The sequence below is a fragment of the Nonomuraea sp. NPDC001684 genome, assembly GCF_053596515.1.
This window is the reverse complement of the sequence record NZ_JBSFGJ010000074.1, coordinates 1-14,881: the sequence shown is the minus strand read 5'-3', so window position 1 is coordinate 14,881 and position 14,881 is coordinate 1. Positions and strand designations below refer to the sequence as shown.

The 14,881-nt window shown below is 72.6% G+C and carries 15 protein-coding genes and 1 tRNA gene; 10 read left to right on the top strand and 6 right to left on the bottom strand.

The window, feature by feature from the left end; translation table 11 throughout:
- Window positions 1–33 precede the first annotated feature (33 nt).
- Window positions 34–351 (bottom strand): YtxH domain-containing protein, encoded by a 318-nt coding sequence (locus ACWCSD_RS16690; RefSeq protein WP_352318894.1) that lies wholly within the window; start codon window positions 349–351, stop codon window positions 34–36.
- Between the two features lie 126 nt (window positions 352–477).
- Here ACWCSD_RS16690 and ACWCSD_RS16685 point away from each other — a divergent pair.
- A tRNA-Asn gene (locus tag ACWCSD_RS16685) sits at window positions 478–549 on the top strand.
- A 478-nt stretch (window positions 550–1,027) separates the two neighbouring features.
- On the opposite strand, the gene ACWCSD_RS16680 is transcribed toward ACWCSD_RS16685, so the two are convergent.
- Complete coding sequence (locus ACWCSD_RS16680; RefSeq protein WP_449915808.1) at window positions 1,028–1,561, bottom strand: hypothetical protein; 534 nt, start codon at window positions 1,559–1,561, stop codon at window positions 1,028–1,030.
- A 445-nt stretch (window positions 1,562–2,006) separates the two neighbouring features.
- On the opposite strand from ACWCSD_RS16680, the gene ACWCSD_RS16675 reads away from it, so the two are divergent.
- The 4 genes from ACWCSD_RS16675 to ACWCSD_RS16660 all read left to right on the top strand — a co-directional run bounded on the left by ACWCSD_RS16675 (window position 2,007) and on the right by ACWCSD_RS16660 (window position 6,968).
- Complete coding sequence (locus ACWCSD_RS16675) at window positions 2,007–3,104, top strand: nitric oxide synthase oxygenase (protein WP_449915805.1); 1,098 nt, start codon at window positions 2,007–2,009, stop codon at window positions 3,102–3,104.
- A gap of 41 nt (window positions 3,105–3,145) precedes the next feature.
- Window positions 3,146–3,919, top strand: coding sequence for an enoyl-CoA hydratase-related protein (locus tag ACWCSD_RS16670; protein WP_397160557.1), 774 nt, complete (start codon window positions 3,146–3,148; stop codon window positions 3,917–3,919).
- A 157-nt stretch (window positions 3,920–4,076) separates the two neighbouring features.
- Window positions 4,077–5,114 (top strand): NAD(P)-dependent alcohol dehydrogenase, encoded by a 1,038-nt coding sequence (locus ACWCSD_RS16665; protein ID WP_449915803.1) that lies wholly within the window; start codon window positions 4,077–4,079, stop codon window positions 5,112–5,114.
- Between the two features lie 24 nt (window positions 5,115–5,138).
- Window positions 5,139–6,968, top strand: a complete 1,830-nt coding sequence (locus ACWCSD_RS16660) for a glycoside hydrolase family 15 protein (protein ID WP_449915801.1) — start codon at window positions 5,139–5,141, stop codon at window positions 6,966–6,968.
- Between the two features lie 5 nt (window positions 6,969–6,973).
- Here the strand turns inward: ACWCSD_RS16660 and galK are convergent, their stop codons facing one another.
- Window positions 6,974–8,086 (bottom strand): galactokinase, encoded by a 1,113-nt coding sequence (gene galK, locus ACWCSD_RS16655; protein WP_449915798.1) that lies wholly within the window; start codon window positions 8,084–8,086, stop codon window positions 6,974–6,976.
- A gap of 43 nt (window positions 8,087–8,129) precedes the next feature.
- On the opposite strand from galK, the gene ACWCSD_RS16650 reads away from it, so the two are divergent.
- Window positions 8,130–8,966: a 1-aminocyclopropane-1-carboxylate deaminase/D-cysteine desulfhydrase gene (locus tag ACWCSD_RS16650; protein WP_449915797.1), complete on the top strand. Its 837-nt coding sequence runs from the start codon at window positions 8,130–8,132 to the stop codon at window positions 8,964–8,966.
- Here the strand turns inward: ACWCSD_RS16650 and ACWCSD_RS16645 are convergent.
- The 3 genes from ACWCSD_RS16645 to ACWCSD_RS16635 form a co-directional block, all read right to left on the bottom strand.
- A complete protein-coding gene (locus tag ACWCSD_RS16645; protein WP_449915794.1) occupies window positions 8,900–9,571 on the bottom strand; it encodes a DUF6766 family protein in 672 nt (223 codons plus the stop codon). The genes ACWCSD_RS16650 and ACWCSD_RS16645 overlap by 67 nt on opposite strands.
- Before the next feature lie 79 nt (window positions 9,572–9,650).
- A complete protein-coding gene (locus tag ACWCSD_RS16640) occupies window positions 9,651–10,031 on the bottom strand; it encodes a hypothetical protein (RefSeq protein WP_397160546.1) in 381 nt (126 codons plus the stop codon).
- A 46-nt stretch (window positions 10,032–10,077) separates the two neighbouring features.
- Window positions 10,078–10,623 carry a hypothetical protein gene (locus ACWCSD_RS16635; RefSeq protein ID WP_357979448.1) on the bottom strand — a complete coding sequence of 182 codons (546 nt, stop codon included), beginning with the start codon at window positions 10,621–10,623 and terminating at the stop codon, window positions 10,078–10,080.
- Window positions 10,624–10,737: 114 nt separating this feature from the next.
- On the opposite strand from ACWCSD_RS16635, the gene ACWCSD_RS16630 reads away from it, so the two are divergent.
- The 4 genes from ACWCSD_RS16630 to ACWCSD_RS16615 form a co-directional block, all read left to right on the top strand.
- On the top strand, window positions 10,738–11,469 hold the full coding sequence (locus ACWCSD_RS16630) for a TetR/AcrR family transcriptional regulator (protein ID WP_397160544.1): 732 nt from the start codon (window positions 10,738–10,740) through the stop codon (window positions 11,467–11,469).
- A complete protein-coding gene (locus tag ACWCSD_RS16625) occupies window positions 11,466–13,943 on the top strand; it encodes a PEP/pyruvate-binding domain-containing protein (RefSeq protein WP_449915791.1) in 2,478 nt (825 codons plus the stop codon). Before ACWCSD_RS16630 ends, ACWCSD_RS16625 begins: the two co-directional genes overlap by 4 nt.
- Window positions 13,944–13,992: 49 nt before the next feature.
- Window positions 13,993–14,139 carry a hypothetical protein gene (locus ACWCSD_RS16620; protein WP_397160540.1) on the top strand — a complete coding sequence of 49 codons (147 nt, stop codon included), beginning with the start codon at window positions 13,993–13,995 and terminating at the stop codon, window positions 14,137–14,139.
- Window positions 14,126–14,881: phosphotransferase (locus tag ACWCSD_RS16615; protein ID WP_449915788.1), on the top strand; the 756-nt coding region annotated here is incomplete at its 3' end. The genes ACWCSD_RS16620 and ACWCSD_RS16615, both read left to right, overlap by 14 nt.

Genomic DNA, 14,881 nt, shown 5'->3' with positions numbered 1-14,881 from the left:
CCGGATCTCGGGGCCGGATCTCGGACCGGGCCGTCAGTAGGGAATGCCGGTCTCGCGGGACTTCCGTTCCGCGAGATCCTCCTCCTCGGGCCAGCCGCTGCCGGACCTGTGGTGGCCGTCGGAGCCGAGGAACGGGATCTTCTCCTGAAGCGTCCCGCCCACCTTCTCCCTGGCCGCCCCGGCCAGCCTCGACGCCTGCGCGCCGACCACCCCCGCGGCCTCTTGGACCCTCGGGCTGTCGGCCACACGCTGGGCCGCCCGCTTGATCTGTTCGTAGCGCTCGCGGCCCGCCCTGCTGCCGAGCACGTAACCGACAGCCAGACCGACCGCGAATGTCATCCGATAACGCATCTTGCACCTCCGCTGTCTCCCGGCCTACCCCAGTTGCGATGCGACACGCACTCCAAGAGTGCGCTAATCTATTCCTGCGCACGACGGAAGGGCCCAACAAGCCCGACCAGCAGGGCGAACGTTCGATCCCGCGTAGCTCAACGGCAGAGCAGCCGGCTGTTAACCGGCAGGTTATAGGTTCGAGTCCTATCGCGGGAGCTTGGCTCAGCCAAGGATCGCAAAGCTCAGGCCCTCTCTCTGGAGACAGATGAGAGGGCCTGAGTCGTTTCGGGAGCCAGTAGGGGAGCCACTGCCTGGTCGGCTCGTCGGTCCCGAAGACCGCGTCCATGGTTTCCGCCCCGTGGACGATGACGGGTTCGATCTGGTGCCGATAGACGGTCTGTGTGGTGATGACCGGCGAGCTCGGCGATACGTTCCACGGAGACGTCCCGTCGCTCCGGATCGTCACAAAGGAATTCCGGAGTTTCCGCACCTTCCAGCGGTCGCCGCTGCCCGCCTTCGGGAAGCACTCTGGCGGCCTGTGCACGCTGCTTACCGGCGGGGCGATCCTGCCGGTGTCGTGGCGCAGACCTCCGCCCCTTCACCCTGACCATCGGCCCGGTGTCGGGCCGGCCTGCTACCCCTACGGGTGAGTGACGGCGGACGGGCAGGCCAGGAGGATGTGCCTGGCGCATGCCTACAATCCACGATCGCGTTCGAACTTCTCTCGATTCAGAAAGTACTCAGACGCTTCACTCGTGGCCTTGACGACAAGGGGTTCCTGAAGGGGGGCGGGCCATATCTGAAGGTAGTGGTCATCGACGCCGTCAGCCCTCGCGCCTTCCCAATCCATGTTCTTGACGTGGTATCGAAGGCGGTAGGTCCCAGGCCCGGCCGGAAGCGGAGGGAGCGGATGCATCACAGCGTTGTCGTGGGTGAATCCGCTCATCTCTGCCTCGCCTGACATGGACACATAGCCGATCTCTACGATGTCCTCATAGGTGGCAAGATCAGCCCCGGGGTCCTGGTCGGCGATGGTCACGGTGAAGTCGGCGGGCCCGCACTGATGGGTGATGTGAAGGGTGACCCAGCCCTGCTCGACCTCGATGAAACCAACGGACTGGGCTGGTGTGTCTGCATATCCTTCGAGGTCCCTGTCCTGCAGACCGGCGATGCCGCAGTCAGAGACATCGACGGTCAGCCGTACAGTGCGGGTCTCATCGTTGTTCATGAACAGGGAGCGTAGACGCCGCCACCCATGGGGCCGGAGACGAATCCGCGCGGCCTCTCGGGCGAGGAAGTGCGGAACTGACGCAGCGGATTTCCGGCGCGCTCGAGGAGTCGCGGATCGCCGAGGATACGAAGCCCTGAGCGATCAGGGCGCATCGCCGCGAGGCCGACGCGGGCATGTCCTGAATAGAGAGGGATTCACGCGTTGTAGTGGGTGAGTTACCGATTTTGGCGTTACGCGGGACAACGGGCGTTCGCGGCGGCAAGATGGGGGAGCCGGCCGGGTGTGGCCGGCAGCCGCGGGAAGTCGTGACGGGGGCGTGGAGAGGGCGCCGCCGGCAGGACGTGCCGCCGACCCGGAATCGGCGGGGCGCTCCGCTGAGCGAAATGTTGGTTGCCGCGTGCGTACCTGGATCAGGTCACTGCGTCCCTTCGATGTGCATGCCGTGCACGCGCTGTTCGAGCGCACCACGGACCTCCGCGAGGCGGAGCGATTCATCAGGCTCTTCCACGCCGAGAACCCCTCCGCCGGCGGCCTGGCCGCCCGGCTGCGCGACGTCGCCAGAGACGTCGCCCGCCACGGCACCTACGTCCACACCTTCGAGGAGCTGGAGTTCGGCGCCCGGGTCGCCTGGCGCAACAGCGGCCGGTGCATCGGACGCCTGTACTGGCGTTCGCTGAAGGTGCGCGACCGGCGGGAGGTGACGACGGCCGAGGGCGTGGCGGTCGAGTGCGTGGCGCACCTGCGCGAGGCGACGGGGGAGGGGCGCATCAGGCCCACCGTCACCGTCTTCGCCCCGGACACCCCGGCCATGCCGGGCCCAAGGGTGCTCAACGACCAGCTCGTCCGCTACGCCGGGCACCGGCTGAACGGCGGCGGCGTCCTCGGCGACCCGCGCAACGCCGAGCTCACCGACCTGGCCAAGGAACTGGGCTGGCGCGCCGGGCCGGGCCGGTTCGACGTGCTGCCGCTGGTCGTGCGGGCCGGGCTCGGCGACCCGCTGGTGTGCAACCTGCCGGGCGACGCCGTGCTGGAGGTGCCGCTGCTGCATCCGGAGTACGCGTGGTTCGCGGAGCTGGGGCTGCGCTGGCACGCCGTGCCGGTCATCTCGGACATGTGCCTGGAGATCGGAGGCGTCTGCTACCCGTGCGCGCCGTTCAACGGCTGGTACATGGGCACCGAGATCGGGGCGCGCAACCTGGCCGACTCCGACCGGTACGACCTGCTCCCCGAGGTGGCCAAGCACCTCGGCCTGGACACCTCCACCGAGCGCTCGCTCTGGCGCGACCACGCGCTGGTCGAGCTCAACGTGGCGGTGCTGCACTCGTTCGAACGGGCGGGGGTGACGATCACCGACCACCACACCGAGTCCCGGCGCTTCCTGACCCACCTGGAACGCGAGGAGCGCGCCGGACGGCGCTGCCCGGCCGACTGGTCGTGGATCGTGCCGCCGCTGTCGGGCGGCGCGACCCCGGTCTTCCACCGCTACTACGACACCTGCGAGCTGACCCCCGCGTACGTGCACCGCCACCCCGCCCGCTGACGCGCTTGCCAGCCCCGCCCAGAACATGGTTCGGTTAGCGCATGGCGGAACTCGTGCTCTCATCGTCGGACCGCGGCGTGCTCACGCTGACCTTCAACCGTCCCGACACGCTCAACGCCTGGACGGACGCCATGGGCCGGCGCTACTTCGACCTGCTGGCCGAGGCCGAGAAGGACCCCGACGTCCGGGCGATCGTGGTGACCGGCGCGGGCAAGGGCTTCTGCGCCGGCGCCGACTTCAGGACGCTCGCCGCCATCCAGACCGGCTCCTACGACGAGACCCCCGACCCCCGTCCCAACACCTTCCCCACGACCATCGGCAAGCCGATCATCGCCGCGGTCAACGGCGCCTGCGCCGGGCTCGGCATGGTGCACGCGCTCGTCTGCGACCTGGTCTTCACGGCCGAGGAGGCCAAGTGGACGACCGCCTTCCCGCGCCGCGGCCTGGTCGCCGAGTACGGCCTGTCCTGGGTGCTGCCCCGGGTCATGGGCCAGCAGCGGGCCATGGACGTCCTGCTGTCGGGCCGGGTGTTCAGCGGGCGGGAGGCGTACGAGCTGGGGCTGGCCAACCGCGCGGTGCCGGGGGAGTCGCTGCTGGCGCAGGCCCAGGAGTACGCCAGGGAACTGGCCGTGCACAGCTCGCCGGCGTCCATGGCGGTGATCAAGCGGCAGGTGTGGCGGGACTGGGACGTCACCCTGGAGGAGTCGGCCAGGAAGGCCGTCCACGAGATGCTGGCCTCCTTCGGGCGGCCCGACTTCGCCGAGGGCGTCGCCAGCTTCCTGGAGCGCCGCCCGCCGGACTTCCCGGCGCTGTGAAACCGCAGGCCGGAGGGGGTACGAGCGGCGCGCGCCGAGGTTAGACGGCGATCCCCGCCGGGTAGGGCTGGGCGTGTCCGAAGGGTCCGCGGCCAGGCCGGGGCGTGGGGGACGTCCAGCGGGGGCACGTTCGGGGGGCGCGGTGCAGGCTTTCGTCATGAAGGAGATCGGCCGGGTCGGCTTCATGGACAAACCGGTGCCGCGGCCGGGTCCGCGCGACGCCGTCGTCCGCACCACCACGGCCCTCATCTGCACCTCCGACTCCCACACCGTCCAGGGCGGCATCGGGCCGCGCACCGATCTCACGCTCGGGCACGAGGGCGTCGGCGTGGTGCATGAAGTGGGCGAGGAGGTGCGCGACTTCCGGGCGGGCGACCGCGTCCTGGTGGGGGCCATCACCCCTGACTGGGGTGATCTCGCCTGCCAGAACGGCCATCCGTCGCAGTCGGGCGGCCCGCTCGGCGGGTTCAAGTTCGCCAACTCCAAGGACGGCGTCTTCGCCGAGTTCTTCCACGTCAACGAGGCCGACGCCAACATGGCGAAGATCCCCGACGGGGTGCCGGACGAGACTGCCGTCTACTGCGCGGACATGCTCTCGACCGGGTTCATGGGCGCCGAGAACGGCGACATCCCCATCGGCGGGGCGGTCGCCGTGCTGGCCCAGGGGCCGGTGGGCCTCATGGCCACCGCGGGCGCCCGGCTGCGCGGCGCCGGCCTGGTCATCGGGGTCGAGTCGGTGCCCCGCCGCAAGCAGCTGGCCCGCGACTTCGGCGCCGACGAGGTCGTCGACTTCAGCGCCGAGGACGTCGTCGAGGGCGTGCTCCGCCTGACCGGCGGACAGGGCGTGGACACCGCCATCGAGGCGCTCGGCGCGGACGCCACCTTCCAGACCGCGATCAAAATCGTCAAGCCGGGCGGCACGGTCTCCAACACCGGCTACTACGGCCAGGGCGAGTTCGTCCGCATCCCGCGCGTCGAGTGGGGCGTCGGCATGGCCGAGAAGAAGATCACGACCGGTCTGTGCCCGGGCGGGCGGCTGCGCATGGAACGCCTGCTGCGCGTCCTGGAGGGCGGCCGGGTCGATCCCATGCCGCTGACCACCCACACGTTCCCCTTCGCCGAGATGGAACGCGCCTTCGAGGTCTCGGACAAGAAGCTCGACGACGTGGTGAAGGTGATGATCACCTTCCGGTGACGACCTCGGAGGAGAACGCCGGTCATGCTCGATCTCGATCCCCCCTTCCGCCCGGTGCGCCACCGGGAGGGCTACCCGGCGCTGGAGGACCTCGGGCTCATCGGCGACGGCACGACGGCGGCGCTGGTCGCCCTCGACGGTTCGATCCCGTGGTTGTGCCTGCCGCGCTTCGACAGCGACCCGCTGCTGTGCGGCCTGCTCGACCGCGAGCGCGGCGGCTGCTTCACGCTGACGGCCGACGACCTGCGCGAGGCCAGGCAGTACTACGAGCCGGACACCGCCGTGCTGGTCACCGAGCTGCGCGGCCCGTCCGGCGTGGTCCGGATCACCGACGCGCTGGTCCTGCGCGCCGGGGCCGATCTCAGCGACGACGCGGGCGGCGGGCGGGGCGAGCTGGTCAGGTCCGCGGTCGTCCTGGCGGGGGACGTGCGCCTGCGGGCGGAGCTGGCGCCGCGCGACGGCGGGCAGGCCCGGATGCTCGGCAGCGGCCTGGAGGTGCGCGTCTCCCGCCGGCCCGACCTGCGGCTGCATCTGCGCTCCAATCGGCCGTTGGACGGCCTGCGCACCGTGCACGACCTCCAGGAGGGCGAGCGCCTGGACCTGGTGCTGTCGTGGGGACGCATCCACCGTCACCACCGGTTCGACCCCGAGGCGATGGTGCGGCAGACCGCCGACGCCTGGCGGCGCTGGATGGCCGCGTGCACCTACCAGGGGCCGCAGGAGGCGCTGGTCCGGCGTTCGGTGATCACGCTGAAGCTGTGCGACGACTGGGTGAACGGCTCGCTGGTCGCGGCGCCGACGTCCTCGTTGCCGGCGCCCGTCGGCGGGGTGCGCAACTGGGACTACCGCTACACCTGGATCCGTGACGCCGCCTACGCCGTCTTCGCGCTGCGCCGCGTCGGCTTCGCGGAGGAGGCCGACGGTTTCCTCGGCTGGGTCCTCGACGCCTTCGAGCAGAGCGGCCGGCCGCGGATCATGTACACGCTGCGCGGCGACCCCGTACCCGAGGAGGTCGTCGACGCCGACCTGGAGGGCTACCGGCGCTCGGCGCCGGTGCGGTGGGGCAACGGCGCGGCCGACCAGCGCCAGCACGACGTCTACGGCGAGGTGCTGGACTGCGCCGACCAGTGGCTGCTGCCCGGCCGCGACCTGCAGCCCGCGCTGTGGTCGGGGCTGTCGGCGCTGGCCGAGGCCGCCGCGCACAGCTGGCGGCAGCCCGACCAGGGCATCTGGGAGGTACGCAGCCAGGGCCGGGTCTTCACCTACTCGGCGGGCATGTGCCAGGTGGCGCTCGACCGGGCCGCGGCCATCGGCGAACGGCTGGGCCTGGCCGGTCCGATCGCCCGATGGCGCGCCACCGCCGAGGAGCTGCGCCGGCTGATCCTGGAGCAGGCGTGGGACGAGGAGGCGCAGTGCCTGAGCGAGCACCTCGACGGCGGCGGCGGCCTGGACGCCAGCCTGCTCGCGCTGCCGCTGCGCAAGGTCGTGCCGGCCGACGACCCGCGGATGGCGGCGACGACCGCCGCCGTCGCCGAACGCCTGTCCGCCGGTGACGGCCTGCTCTACCGCTACCTGCACGACCAGTCGCCGGACGGCCTGCCCGGCGACGAGGGCGCCTTCCTGCTGTGCAGCTTCTGGCTGGTGGACAACCTCATCCTGCAGGGCCATCGGGCCCGCGCCGAGGAGCTGTACGCCTCCCTGTGCGCCCGCGCCGGCCCGCTCGGCCTGCTCCCGGAGCAGATCGACCCGGCCACGGGCGCGTTCGCGGGCAACTACCCGCAGGCGTTCAGCCACATCGGGGTGATCGCCAGCGGGGTCAACCTGGCACGGGCGGGAGCGGCCCGCACGCCCTGACCGGCTCAGGCCAGGCGGTGGGCGCCCTCGGCGGCGGTGGCGGCCAGGAAGCGCGGGGCCTGGAAGCCGCGCTCGGCGTAGGCGGCCGAGACCGACTCGCGCACGCCGTCCAGGCGGTCGTCCGGGACCAGGGCGATGGCCGAGCCGCCGAAGCCGCCCCCCGTCATCCTGGCGCCGCGGGCCCCGCCGCGGAAGGCGGCCTCCACGGCCACGTCGAGCTCCGGCGAGGAGACCTCGTACTGGTCGCGCAGCGACAGGTGGGAGGCGTTGAGCAGGGCGCCGATCTCGGTGACCTTGCCCGCGCGCAGCAGGCCGACCAGGGCCTCGACGCGGTGGTTCTCGGTGACGACGTGCATGACGCGCTTGCGCTCGTCGCCCTGGAGCCGGTCGAGGGCCGCGGCCAGGTCGGTGACGTCGCGCAGTGACTCCACCCCCAGCTTGCGGGCGGCGGACTCGCACTCGGCGCGGCGCTTGGCGTACTCGCCGCCGGCGTGCTCGTGGTGGACCTGGGTGTCGATGATGAGGATGCTCAGGCCCTCGGCGGCCAGGTCGAGGGGGATCTTCCTGGAGCCGAGCGAGCGGCAGTCGAGGAACAGCGCATGGCCCTTCTCGCACAGCGCCGAGGCGGCCTGGTCCATGATCCCGCACGGCATGCCGACGAAGTCGTTCTCGGCCCGCTGGCTGAGCAGCGCGATCTCCATCGGCGTCAGGCCGAGCCCGTGGACGTCGTTCAGCGCGGAGGCGACGGCCACCTCCAGCGCGGCGCTGGAGCTGAGCCCCGCGCCCTGGGGCACGTCGCCGTCGATCGCGATGTCCGCGCCGGCGACCCGGTCGCCGAGCATGGCCAGGACGCCCACGGCGTAGCGGGCCCAGCCGGTCGCCTCCTCCCTGGCCGAAAGCTCGATCGGGCCGCCGGAGGACTGGAGGGACAGCAGCCGGACGGTCTGGTCGGCGCGCGGGGTGACGGCGGCGCTCACCCCCCACGGCACCGCGAAGGGCAGGACGAAACCGTCGTTGTAGTCGGTGTGCTCGCCGATCAGGTTGACCCGGCCGGGCGCGCGCCAGACCGTCCGGGGATCGGCACCGAAGGCGGCACGAAAAGCTTCAGCAACGCGCATAATCCAACACTCCTCAACAAAGGCCCGACCGTAGACTAGCGCCATGGAGGAGCTCCTGGATCCAGCGCTCGGCCAGGTCCGGGTGTTCCTGATGCACGACGACAACAAGCGGCGCAAGCTCAAGTACAACCTGGGCCATCGGCGGCTGCTCACCTTCGGCGGGGCGTACTCCCATCACATCAGGGCCGTGGCCCAGGCGGGAAGGCTGCACGGGATCGAGACGATCGGGGTGATCAGGGGCGAGGAGCACCTGCCGCTCAACCCCACGCTCGCCTTCGCCGCCTCCTGCGGGATGACCCTCACCTACCTCGACCGCGCCACCTACCGGCTCAAGCACACGCCCGAGGTGCAGGCCCGGCTGCGGGAGCGGTGGGGCGACGTCACGATCCTGCCCGAGGGCGGCAGCAACGCCGCGGCCGTGCGCGGCTGCGCCGAACTGCCGCCCGAGATCGACGTCGACTACGACGTCGTCTGCTGCCCGGTCGGCACCGGCGGCACGCTGGCCGGCATCTCGGCCGGGCTGCCCGAGGGCAGGCGGGCGCTGGGCTTCGCGGTGCTCAAGGGGGCCGGCTTCCTGGCCGGCGAGGTGGCCCGGCTCCAGCGCGAGGCCTACGGCCGCACCTGGACGAACTGGTCGCTCGACCTCGACCACCACTTCGGCGGCTACGCCCGTACGACCCCCGCCCTCGACCGGTTCGCCGCCAAGCACCGGGTCGAGGGCGTCTACGTGGCCAAGATGCTCTACGGCGTCCTCGACCTGGCCCGGCGGGGGGCGTTCGCGCCGGGCACCCGCGTCGTGGCCGTGCTGACCGGTCAGCCCTCGACGTCCGTGGCCGCGTGCGGGGCGCCGACCGGCTTCGACTCGGGCGAGCCGCGCTGACGCAGGTAGACCGACAGCACCACCATCGACAACACGGCCAGCAGCTCCGACTGCCAGTTCTGCAGGCTGCGGTTCCAGAACTCGGCGGAGGTCACGTACTGGCCCCACGAGACGGGGTCGCGCAGGTCGCCGAGCCGTCCGGAGTTGTAGGCCGCCTGGCCCGCCACCGACTGGGCCAGCCACGACAGCACGAAGATGGCCCCCATCACCAGCCCGAGCGAGTTGCTGAACAGCCACAGCCGGGCGCCGCGGGCCTTGGCCCAGGCGGGGGAGTAGCTCGTGGCGTGCGCGCCGACCTGCTGCTCCTCGTCCGACTCGGCCCCGGCGTCCTCCACCTTCTTGGACTCGGGGGAGCCCTTCTGGACGAGCCAGACGGTCAGCATGATGTACAGGAAGAACTGCAGGTACTCCGACTGCCAGTTCTCGGCCACGTCCACGGCGAAGTCGGAGGAGGTCACGTACTCGGCGAACGACACCGGATCGCCGCCCTGAACCAGCTGCACGTCGTTGAACTGCAGCATGCCCGCCACCGCCTGGCCGCCGAGCGCCAGCAGGAACATGACCAGGAAGGCCAGCGAGAGGGAGTTCTCCTTCAACCACTTCACAACCGCGCCCACCCTATGGCCAGGAACCAGGCCAGCCCCGCCGCGATGATGAGCAGGGTCAGCGTGAACATCACCCGCATCAGTCCTCCACCTCGCATGCGTAGGGCAGGTCGTGCACGGGCCGGCAGCCCGCGGCCTTGACCCGCCAGCCGTCGTCGAAGCGGTGCAGGAACAGGGTGTCGCCGGCCAGCCGCACCTGGGCCTCCTTGCCCCACACGCTCACCTCGGTGACCGCGCCGCCGGGCCCCAGCTTGAGGTCGCCCAGCGCCTGGGCGCAGGTCTGGCCGGGGTCGGGCAGCTTCTCGGCGGTGGTCCGGGCCAGCAGCCCGCACGCGGCGTCCTCGTGGTGAGCCTCCAGGGCCGCGTGGAAACGCTCGGCCGCGCGGGCGGGGGACGTCGTGTCCACGGCGCAGCCGACGGCCGCCAGGAGGAGCGCCGCCACGACGAACGGAAATCTCATGAGCCTCCCGCTACCCACGGGGGCAGCGGGCATGCTGGCCGGCGGGCTACCCGAGCTGGTCGAGCACCGGGGCGACCAGCGCGTTGAGCTCGCGGACCAGCACGAGCACGGCCCGGTGGGCGCGCTGCTCGACCTCGTCGTGCGGCCCCTCGGGCTCCGGCGGGAGGTCGCCGAGCGGCACGGGCGCCTCGACGAGCAGCGTGGCGCGCAGGAACGGGATGCGGGCCAGGTCCTGCTGGCTCGGCTCGACGTACTGGCCGAAGGTCTCCTGCCAGCCCAGCCAGCCGCGGTCGCGCCACCAGGCGCGCGACCTGGTCAGCTCGGCGGGCGGCGGCGAGACGATCCGGACGCGCGCGAACAGGGTGCCGTCCCAGGTGTTGCGGTGGCAGGTGGCCTCCAGGACGCGGCGGTCCCAGCGCACGTAGCCGGGGGTGAGGGCGGGCGGGGTGGCCAGCCGCCAGGCCGCGCAGGCGAACCTGACCGGCGCGATGTCGCCCCACTCGAACTCGTCGAGGTTCTTGCGCACGTGCACGGCGTAGCGCCCGTCACGGTCCCTGTCGAACTCCTGGTCGATCCAGAACGCCTTGCCCATGCCCCCTACGCTACGGCCCGGCGGCGCCTTCCCGGCGGCGTACGGGAGATCCGGCCTTGCCATCAATTACCTGACCGATTAAGCTCATCCGGTCAAACAATTGGAGGACGACGTATGGCCAGAGCGGGCAGGCCGCCGCAGGACCCCGCGCGGCAGGCCGAGCGCGCCCACCGGATCCTCGACGCCGCCGCCGAGCTGATCCTGCGCTGGGGCTACGACAAGACCACCGTCGACGACGTCGCCAGGCGCGCCGGGGTCGCCAAGGGCACGATCTACCTGCACTGGAAGACGCGTGAGGAGCTGTTCGCCGCGCTGCTGCGGCGCGAGCGGGTGCTCATGATGGACCGGGTGCGCGACAGTGCGCCCGCCACCCTCGGCGAGCTGTTCGGGAGCCTGGCCTCGGCGCTGCTGCACCGGCCGCTGCTGCACGCGGTGCTGCTCGACGACTCCGAGGTGCTCGGCAAGCTCACCCGGCTCAAGCGGCAGGGCCCGGCGGCCGGCGGCCTCGAACTCGGCGGCCCCTTCGACGCCTACCTGCGCGAGCTGGTCCGGCTGGGCGCCGTGCGCGCGGAGCCGGCCGAGCACGTCACGGTGATCGGCTCGATCTTCTACGGCTTCATGTTCCTGCCCGGCGCGCGCCCGGAGTCCGAGCGGCTGCCCGACGACCGCGTCGCCGAGCTGCTGGCCGAGACCGTCGAACGCGCGGTGGGCACCGGACGCGCGCTGCCGCCCGGCGACGCCGCCGCCGTCGCGCGGGCCACGCTCGACCTCCTCGACGCCCTCGCCGACGTCGCCCGGCGCAAACTGGCGACATCCATGAGCCCGGCCAAGGAGCGCGTGCAATGAAAGCAGTCATCCCCCTCGACGACGAAGCCGCCGCCGACCTCGGCACCGCGGGCGGCAAGGGCGCCTCGCTGGCCCGGCTGGTCAGGGCGGGGCTGCCGGTGCCCGGCGGGTTCGTCGTCACGACCCAGGCGTACCGGTCGTTCGTGGCGGCGTTCGGCGACGAGATCGCCTCCAGCGGCGACCCCGGCGCGCTGTTCGCCGCGCACGAGATCCCGGCCGCCCTGGCCGAGGCGATCCGGGCCGCGCACGCCGCGCTCGGCGACGACGTCGCGGTGGCCGTGCGCTCCTCGGCCACCGCCGAGGACCTGCCCGAGCTGTCGTTCGCCGGGCAGCAGGACACCTTTCTCAACGTCAGGGCCGACGGCCTGCTGGAGGCGGTCCGCCGCTGCTGGGCCTCGCTGTGGAACCCGCGCGCCGTCGCCTACCGCGAGCGCAACGGCGTCCCGCACGACGACGTGGCCCTGGCGGTGGTCGTCCAGGAGCTGGTGGACGCCGACGCGGCCGGGATCATGTTCACCGCCGACCCGGTCACCGGCGCGCGCGACGAGATCGTGGTCAACGCGTCCTGGGGGCTCGGCGAGGCCGTCGTCGGCGGGCAGGTCACGCCGGACACGATCACCCTGTCCGGCGGCCGGGTCACCGGCTCGCGGGTCGCCGACAAGACCGTCATGACCGTGCGCACCGCGAGCGGCACCCGCGAGGAGCCCGTGCCCGAGGAGCTGCGCCGCGCTCCCGTGCTCGACGCGGCGCAGGCGGTGGAGCTGGCCGCGCTCGGCGAACGCGTCCAGGCCCTGTACGGCATGCCCATGGACGTCGAGTGGGCCAGGCGCGACGGCACGTTCGCGATCCTCCAGGCCCGCCCGATCACCGGCCTGAAACCGCAGGTCGAGGAGTGGAACGACAGCCTCAAGGGCGACTACCTGTGGACCGCGGGCAACCTGGGCGAGGCCATCCCCGACGTGATGACGCCGGCGACCTGGTCGTTCGTCCGGATCTTCATCCACGAGGCCATGTCGGCCTCGGCGCTGCCCGGGTTCGACCTGGTGGGCAACATCGGCGGCCGCTTCTACATGAACCTCAGCGTCGTCCACTCCATCGCCGCGGCCCTGGGCATGCGGAGCAGGCTGGGCGCGGTCGAGCAGGTCTTCGGCAGGCTGCCGGCCGGCCTGGAGGTGCCGCTGGTGCGGCTGTCCCGCTGGGAGATCGTCCGGCGCGTCCTGCCGATGGCCGTCACCCTCCAGCGGCGGGTGCGCCGGAACATCAAGGAGCTGCCGGCCTTCCTCGCCACCTCCCGGCAGCGCTGCGAGGAACTGCGCGAACGCGTCGCCGCCACGACCGGCGGCCCCGAGCTGGCCGACCTGTGGACGTCCGCCATCGAGCCCCACCTGGTCACCTCCAGCCGCATGCTGGAGGCCGCCGGCCGCCAGGGCGGCGCCACGCTGGTCTGGACCCGCGACCGGCTGCGCAGGCTGATGGGCGAGGCGGACGCCGAGGCCATGCTCACCGGCGTCAACGCCGACGGCGAGCTGGCCAGCCTCGGGCCCGTCCTGGGCCTGGGCCGGCTGGCGAGGGGCGAGATCAGCAGGGAGGAGTTCGCGCTGGCCTACGGGCACCGCGGCCCGCACGAGTTCGAGGTCTCAAGGCCCCGGCCCGGCGAGGACCCGGCCTGGATCGACGCCCAGCTCGCCGGCCTGCGCGACCTGCGGGCCGGCACCGAGGCGCTGCTGGCCCGGCAGGAGAAGGCCAGGCAGGAGGCGTGGGCCCGGTTCGCCGCCCGGTACCCCGGCAAGGAGGCCCGGATGCGCGCCCGGGTACGGCGGTGGAACGCGGTCGTCCGCGACCGGGAGAGCGCCCGCTCGGAGAACATCCGGGCCTTCTGGGTGCTGCGGGCGTTCGTGGTGCGCGCCGGGGAGCTGACCGGGCACGGCGACGACCTGTTCCACCTCTACCTGGAGGAGATCCTCGACGTGCTGCGCGGCGACGCCTCGGCCCTGGCCCGGGTCCCGGTCCGGCGGGCGACCCACGACCGGTACGCCGCGCTGCCGCCGTACCCGACGGTGATCGTCGGCCGGTTCGACCCCGTCCGGTGGGCCGCCGACCCGGGCCGCCGGGCCGACGTCTTCGACGCCCGCGGCTTCGACGTCCCGGTCAGCGACACCGTGACCGGGTTCCCCGGCGCGCCGGGCGTGGTCGAGGGCGTGGCCAGGGTCATCGCCGGCCCGGAGGACGGCGACCGGCTGGCGCCCGGCGAGATCCTGGTGACGACCCTGACGAACGTCGGCTGGACCCCCATGTTCCCGCGCGCGGCCGCCGTCGTCACCGACATGGGCGCGCCGCTGTCGCACGCCTCGATCGTGGCCCGCGAGCTGGGCATCCCGGCCGTGGTCGGCACCGGCAACGCCACCATGCGGCTGCGCGACGGCGACCGCGTCCGCGTGGACGGCGAGCGCGGCACGGTCGAGTTGCTCCAGTGAAAAGACTGCGCCAAGTCGGCCGTCCCCCGGCGGCCGGTGTGTTCACTGGATGACCATGATCGAACAGTGGATCCTCGAAGACGAGCGCGAGCTCGAAGCGCGCTGCGCCCGCTTCCGCCTCGCCCTGCTGGGCCTCGACCGCGACGCCGCCCAGCCCGACCTCCAGGAGGCCCGGCAACCGGATGACCCCACCTGAACAGCACGACCCACCCGGCAATCGGACGACACCACCTGAACAGCACGACCCACCCGGCAACCGGGCGACTCCGCCCGAACGGCACGACCCGCCCGGCCCCTGGAGCGGGTCGCCCGGGTGGGATGACCTGCCCGGTGCGCTCGTCCGGGAGGTCGAGCGGCGGCTCGGGCGGGCGGCGGCCGGCTTCGCGGAGCGGCACGGCGGTTTCACCGGCGGCGTGCGCGGCGTGCTCACGCTCGCCGGCGGCGGGCGGGTGTTCGTCAAGGCCGTGCCCGCCGGTTCGCCGCACGCGGCCGACTACCGGGCGGAGGCCGTGGTGGGCGCGGCCCTGCCGCCGGGCGTGCCCGCCCCCCGGTTCCTGTTCTCCTGCGAGGCGGCGGGGTGGGTCCTGCTCTGCTCGGAGGTCGCGCCCGGCCGGATCCCGCACGAGCCCTGGCACGACGACGAGCTGGCCGCCGCGCTCGCCCTGCTCACCGCGTGCGCCCGCGAGCTGACCCCGTCCCCGCTGGAGGGCCTGCCCACGCTGGCCGGGCGCATGTCGGGACGCTGCGAGCTGTGGAACACCCTCGACCCCGCCCGCGCCGGAGCCTGGGAACGCGCCCGCCTGCCCCGCCTGGCCGCGGTCGAACGCCGCTGGACCGCCCTGGTCACCGGCGGCACGCTGCTGCACTTCGACCCGCGCTTCGACAACATCCTCATCGACCGCGACGGGACCGCCCGCCTGGTGGACTGGGGACGCGCC

What these genes read in the sequence shown, in the direction of transcription:
- ACWCSD_RS16625 (WP_449915791.1), top strand. Translation starts at nt 11,466, where the DNA reads ATGAAAGCAGTCATCCCCCTCGACGACGAAGCCGCCGCCGACCTCGGC.
- ACWCSD_RS16670 (WP_397160557.1), top strand. Translation starts at nt 3,146, where the DNA reads ATGGCGGAACTCGTGCTCTCATCGTCGGACCGCGGCGTGCTCACGCTG.
- ACWCSD_RS16690 (WP_352318894.1), bottom strand. Translation starts at nt 351, where the DNA reads ATGCGTTATCGGATGACATTCGCGGTCGGTCTGGCTGTCGGTTACGTG.
- ACWCSD_RS16650 (WP_449915797.1), top strand. Translation starts at nt 8,130, where the DNA reads ATGGAGGAGCTCCTGGATCCAGCGCTCGGCCAGGTCCGGGTGTTCCTG.
- ACWCSD_RS16680 (WP_449915808.1), bottom strand. Translation starts at nt 1,561, where the DNA reads ATGAACAACGATGAGACCCGCACTGTACGGCTGACCGTCGATGTCTCT.
- galK (WP_449915798.1), bottom strand. Translation starts at nt 8,086, where the DNA reads ATGCGCGTTGCTGAAGCTTTTCGTGCCGCCTTCGGTGCCGATCCCCGG.
- ACWCSD_RS16630 (WP_397160544.1), top strand. Translation starts at nt 10,738, where the DNA reads ATGGCCAGAGCGGGCAGGCCGCCGCAGGACCCCGCGCGGCAGGCCGAG.
- ACWCSD_RS16665 (WP_449915803.1), top strand. Translation starts at nt 4,077, where the DNA reads ATGAAGGAGATCGGCCGGGTCGGCTTCATGGACAAACCGGTGCCGCGG.
- ACWCSD_RS16660 (WP_449915801.1), top strand. Translation starts at nt 5,139, where the DNA reads ATGCTCGATCTCGATCCCCCCTTCCGCCCGGTGCGCCACCGGGAGGGC.
- ACWCSD_RS16640 (WP_397160546.1), bottom strand. Translation starts at nt 10,031, where the DNA reads ATGAGATTTCCGTTCGTCGTGGCGGCGCTCCTCCTGGCGGCCGTCGGC.
- ACWCSD_RS16635 (WP_357979448.1), bottom strand. Translation starts at nt 10,623, where the DNA reads ATGGGCAAGGCGTTCTGGATCGACCAGGAGTTCGACAGGGACCGTGAC.
- ACWCSD_RS16620 (WP_397160540.1), top strand. Translation starts at nt 13,993, where the DNA reads ATGACCATGATCGAACAGTGGATCCTCGAAGACGAGCGCGAGCTCGAA.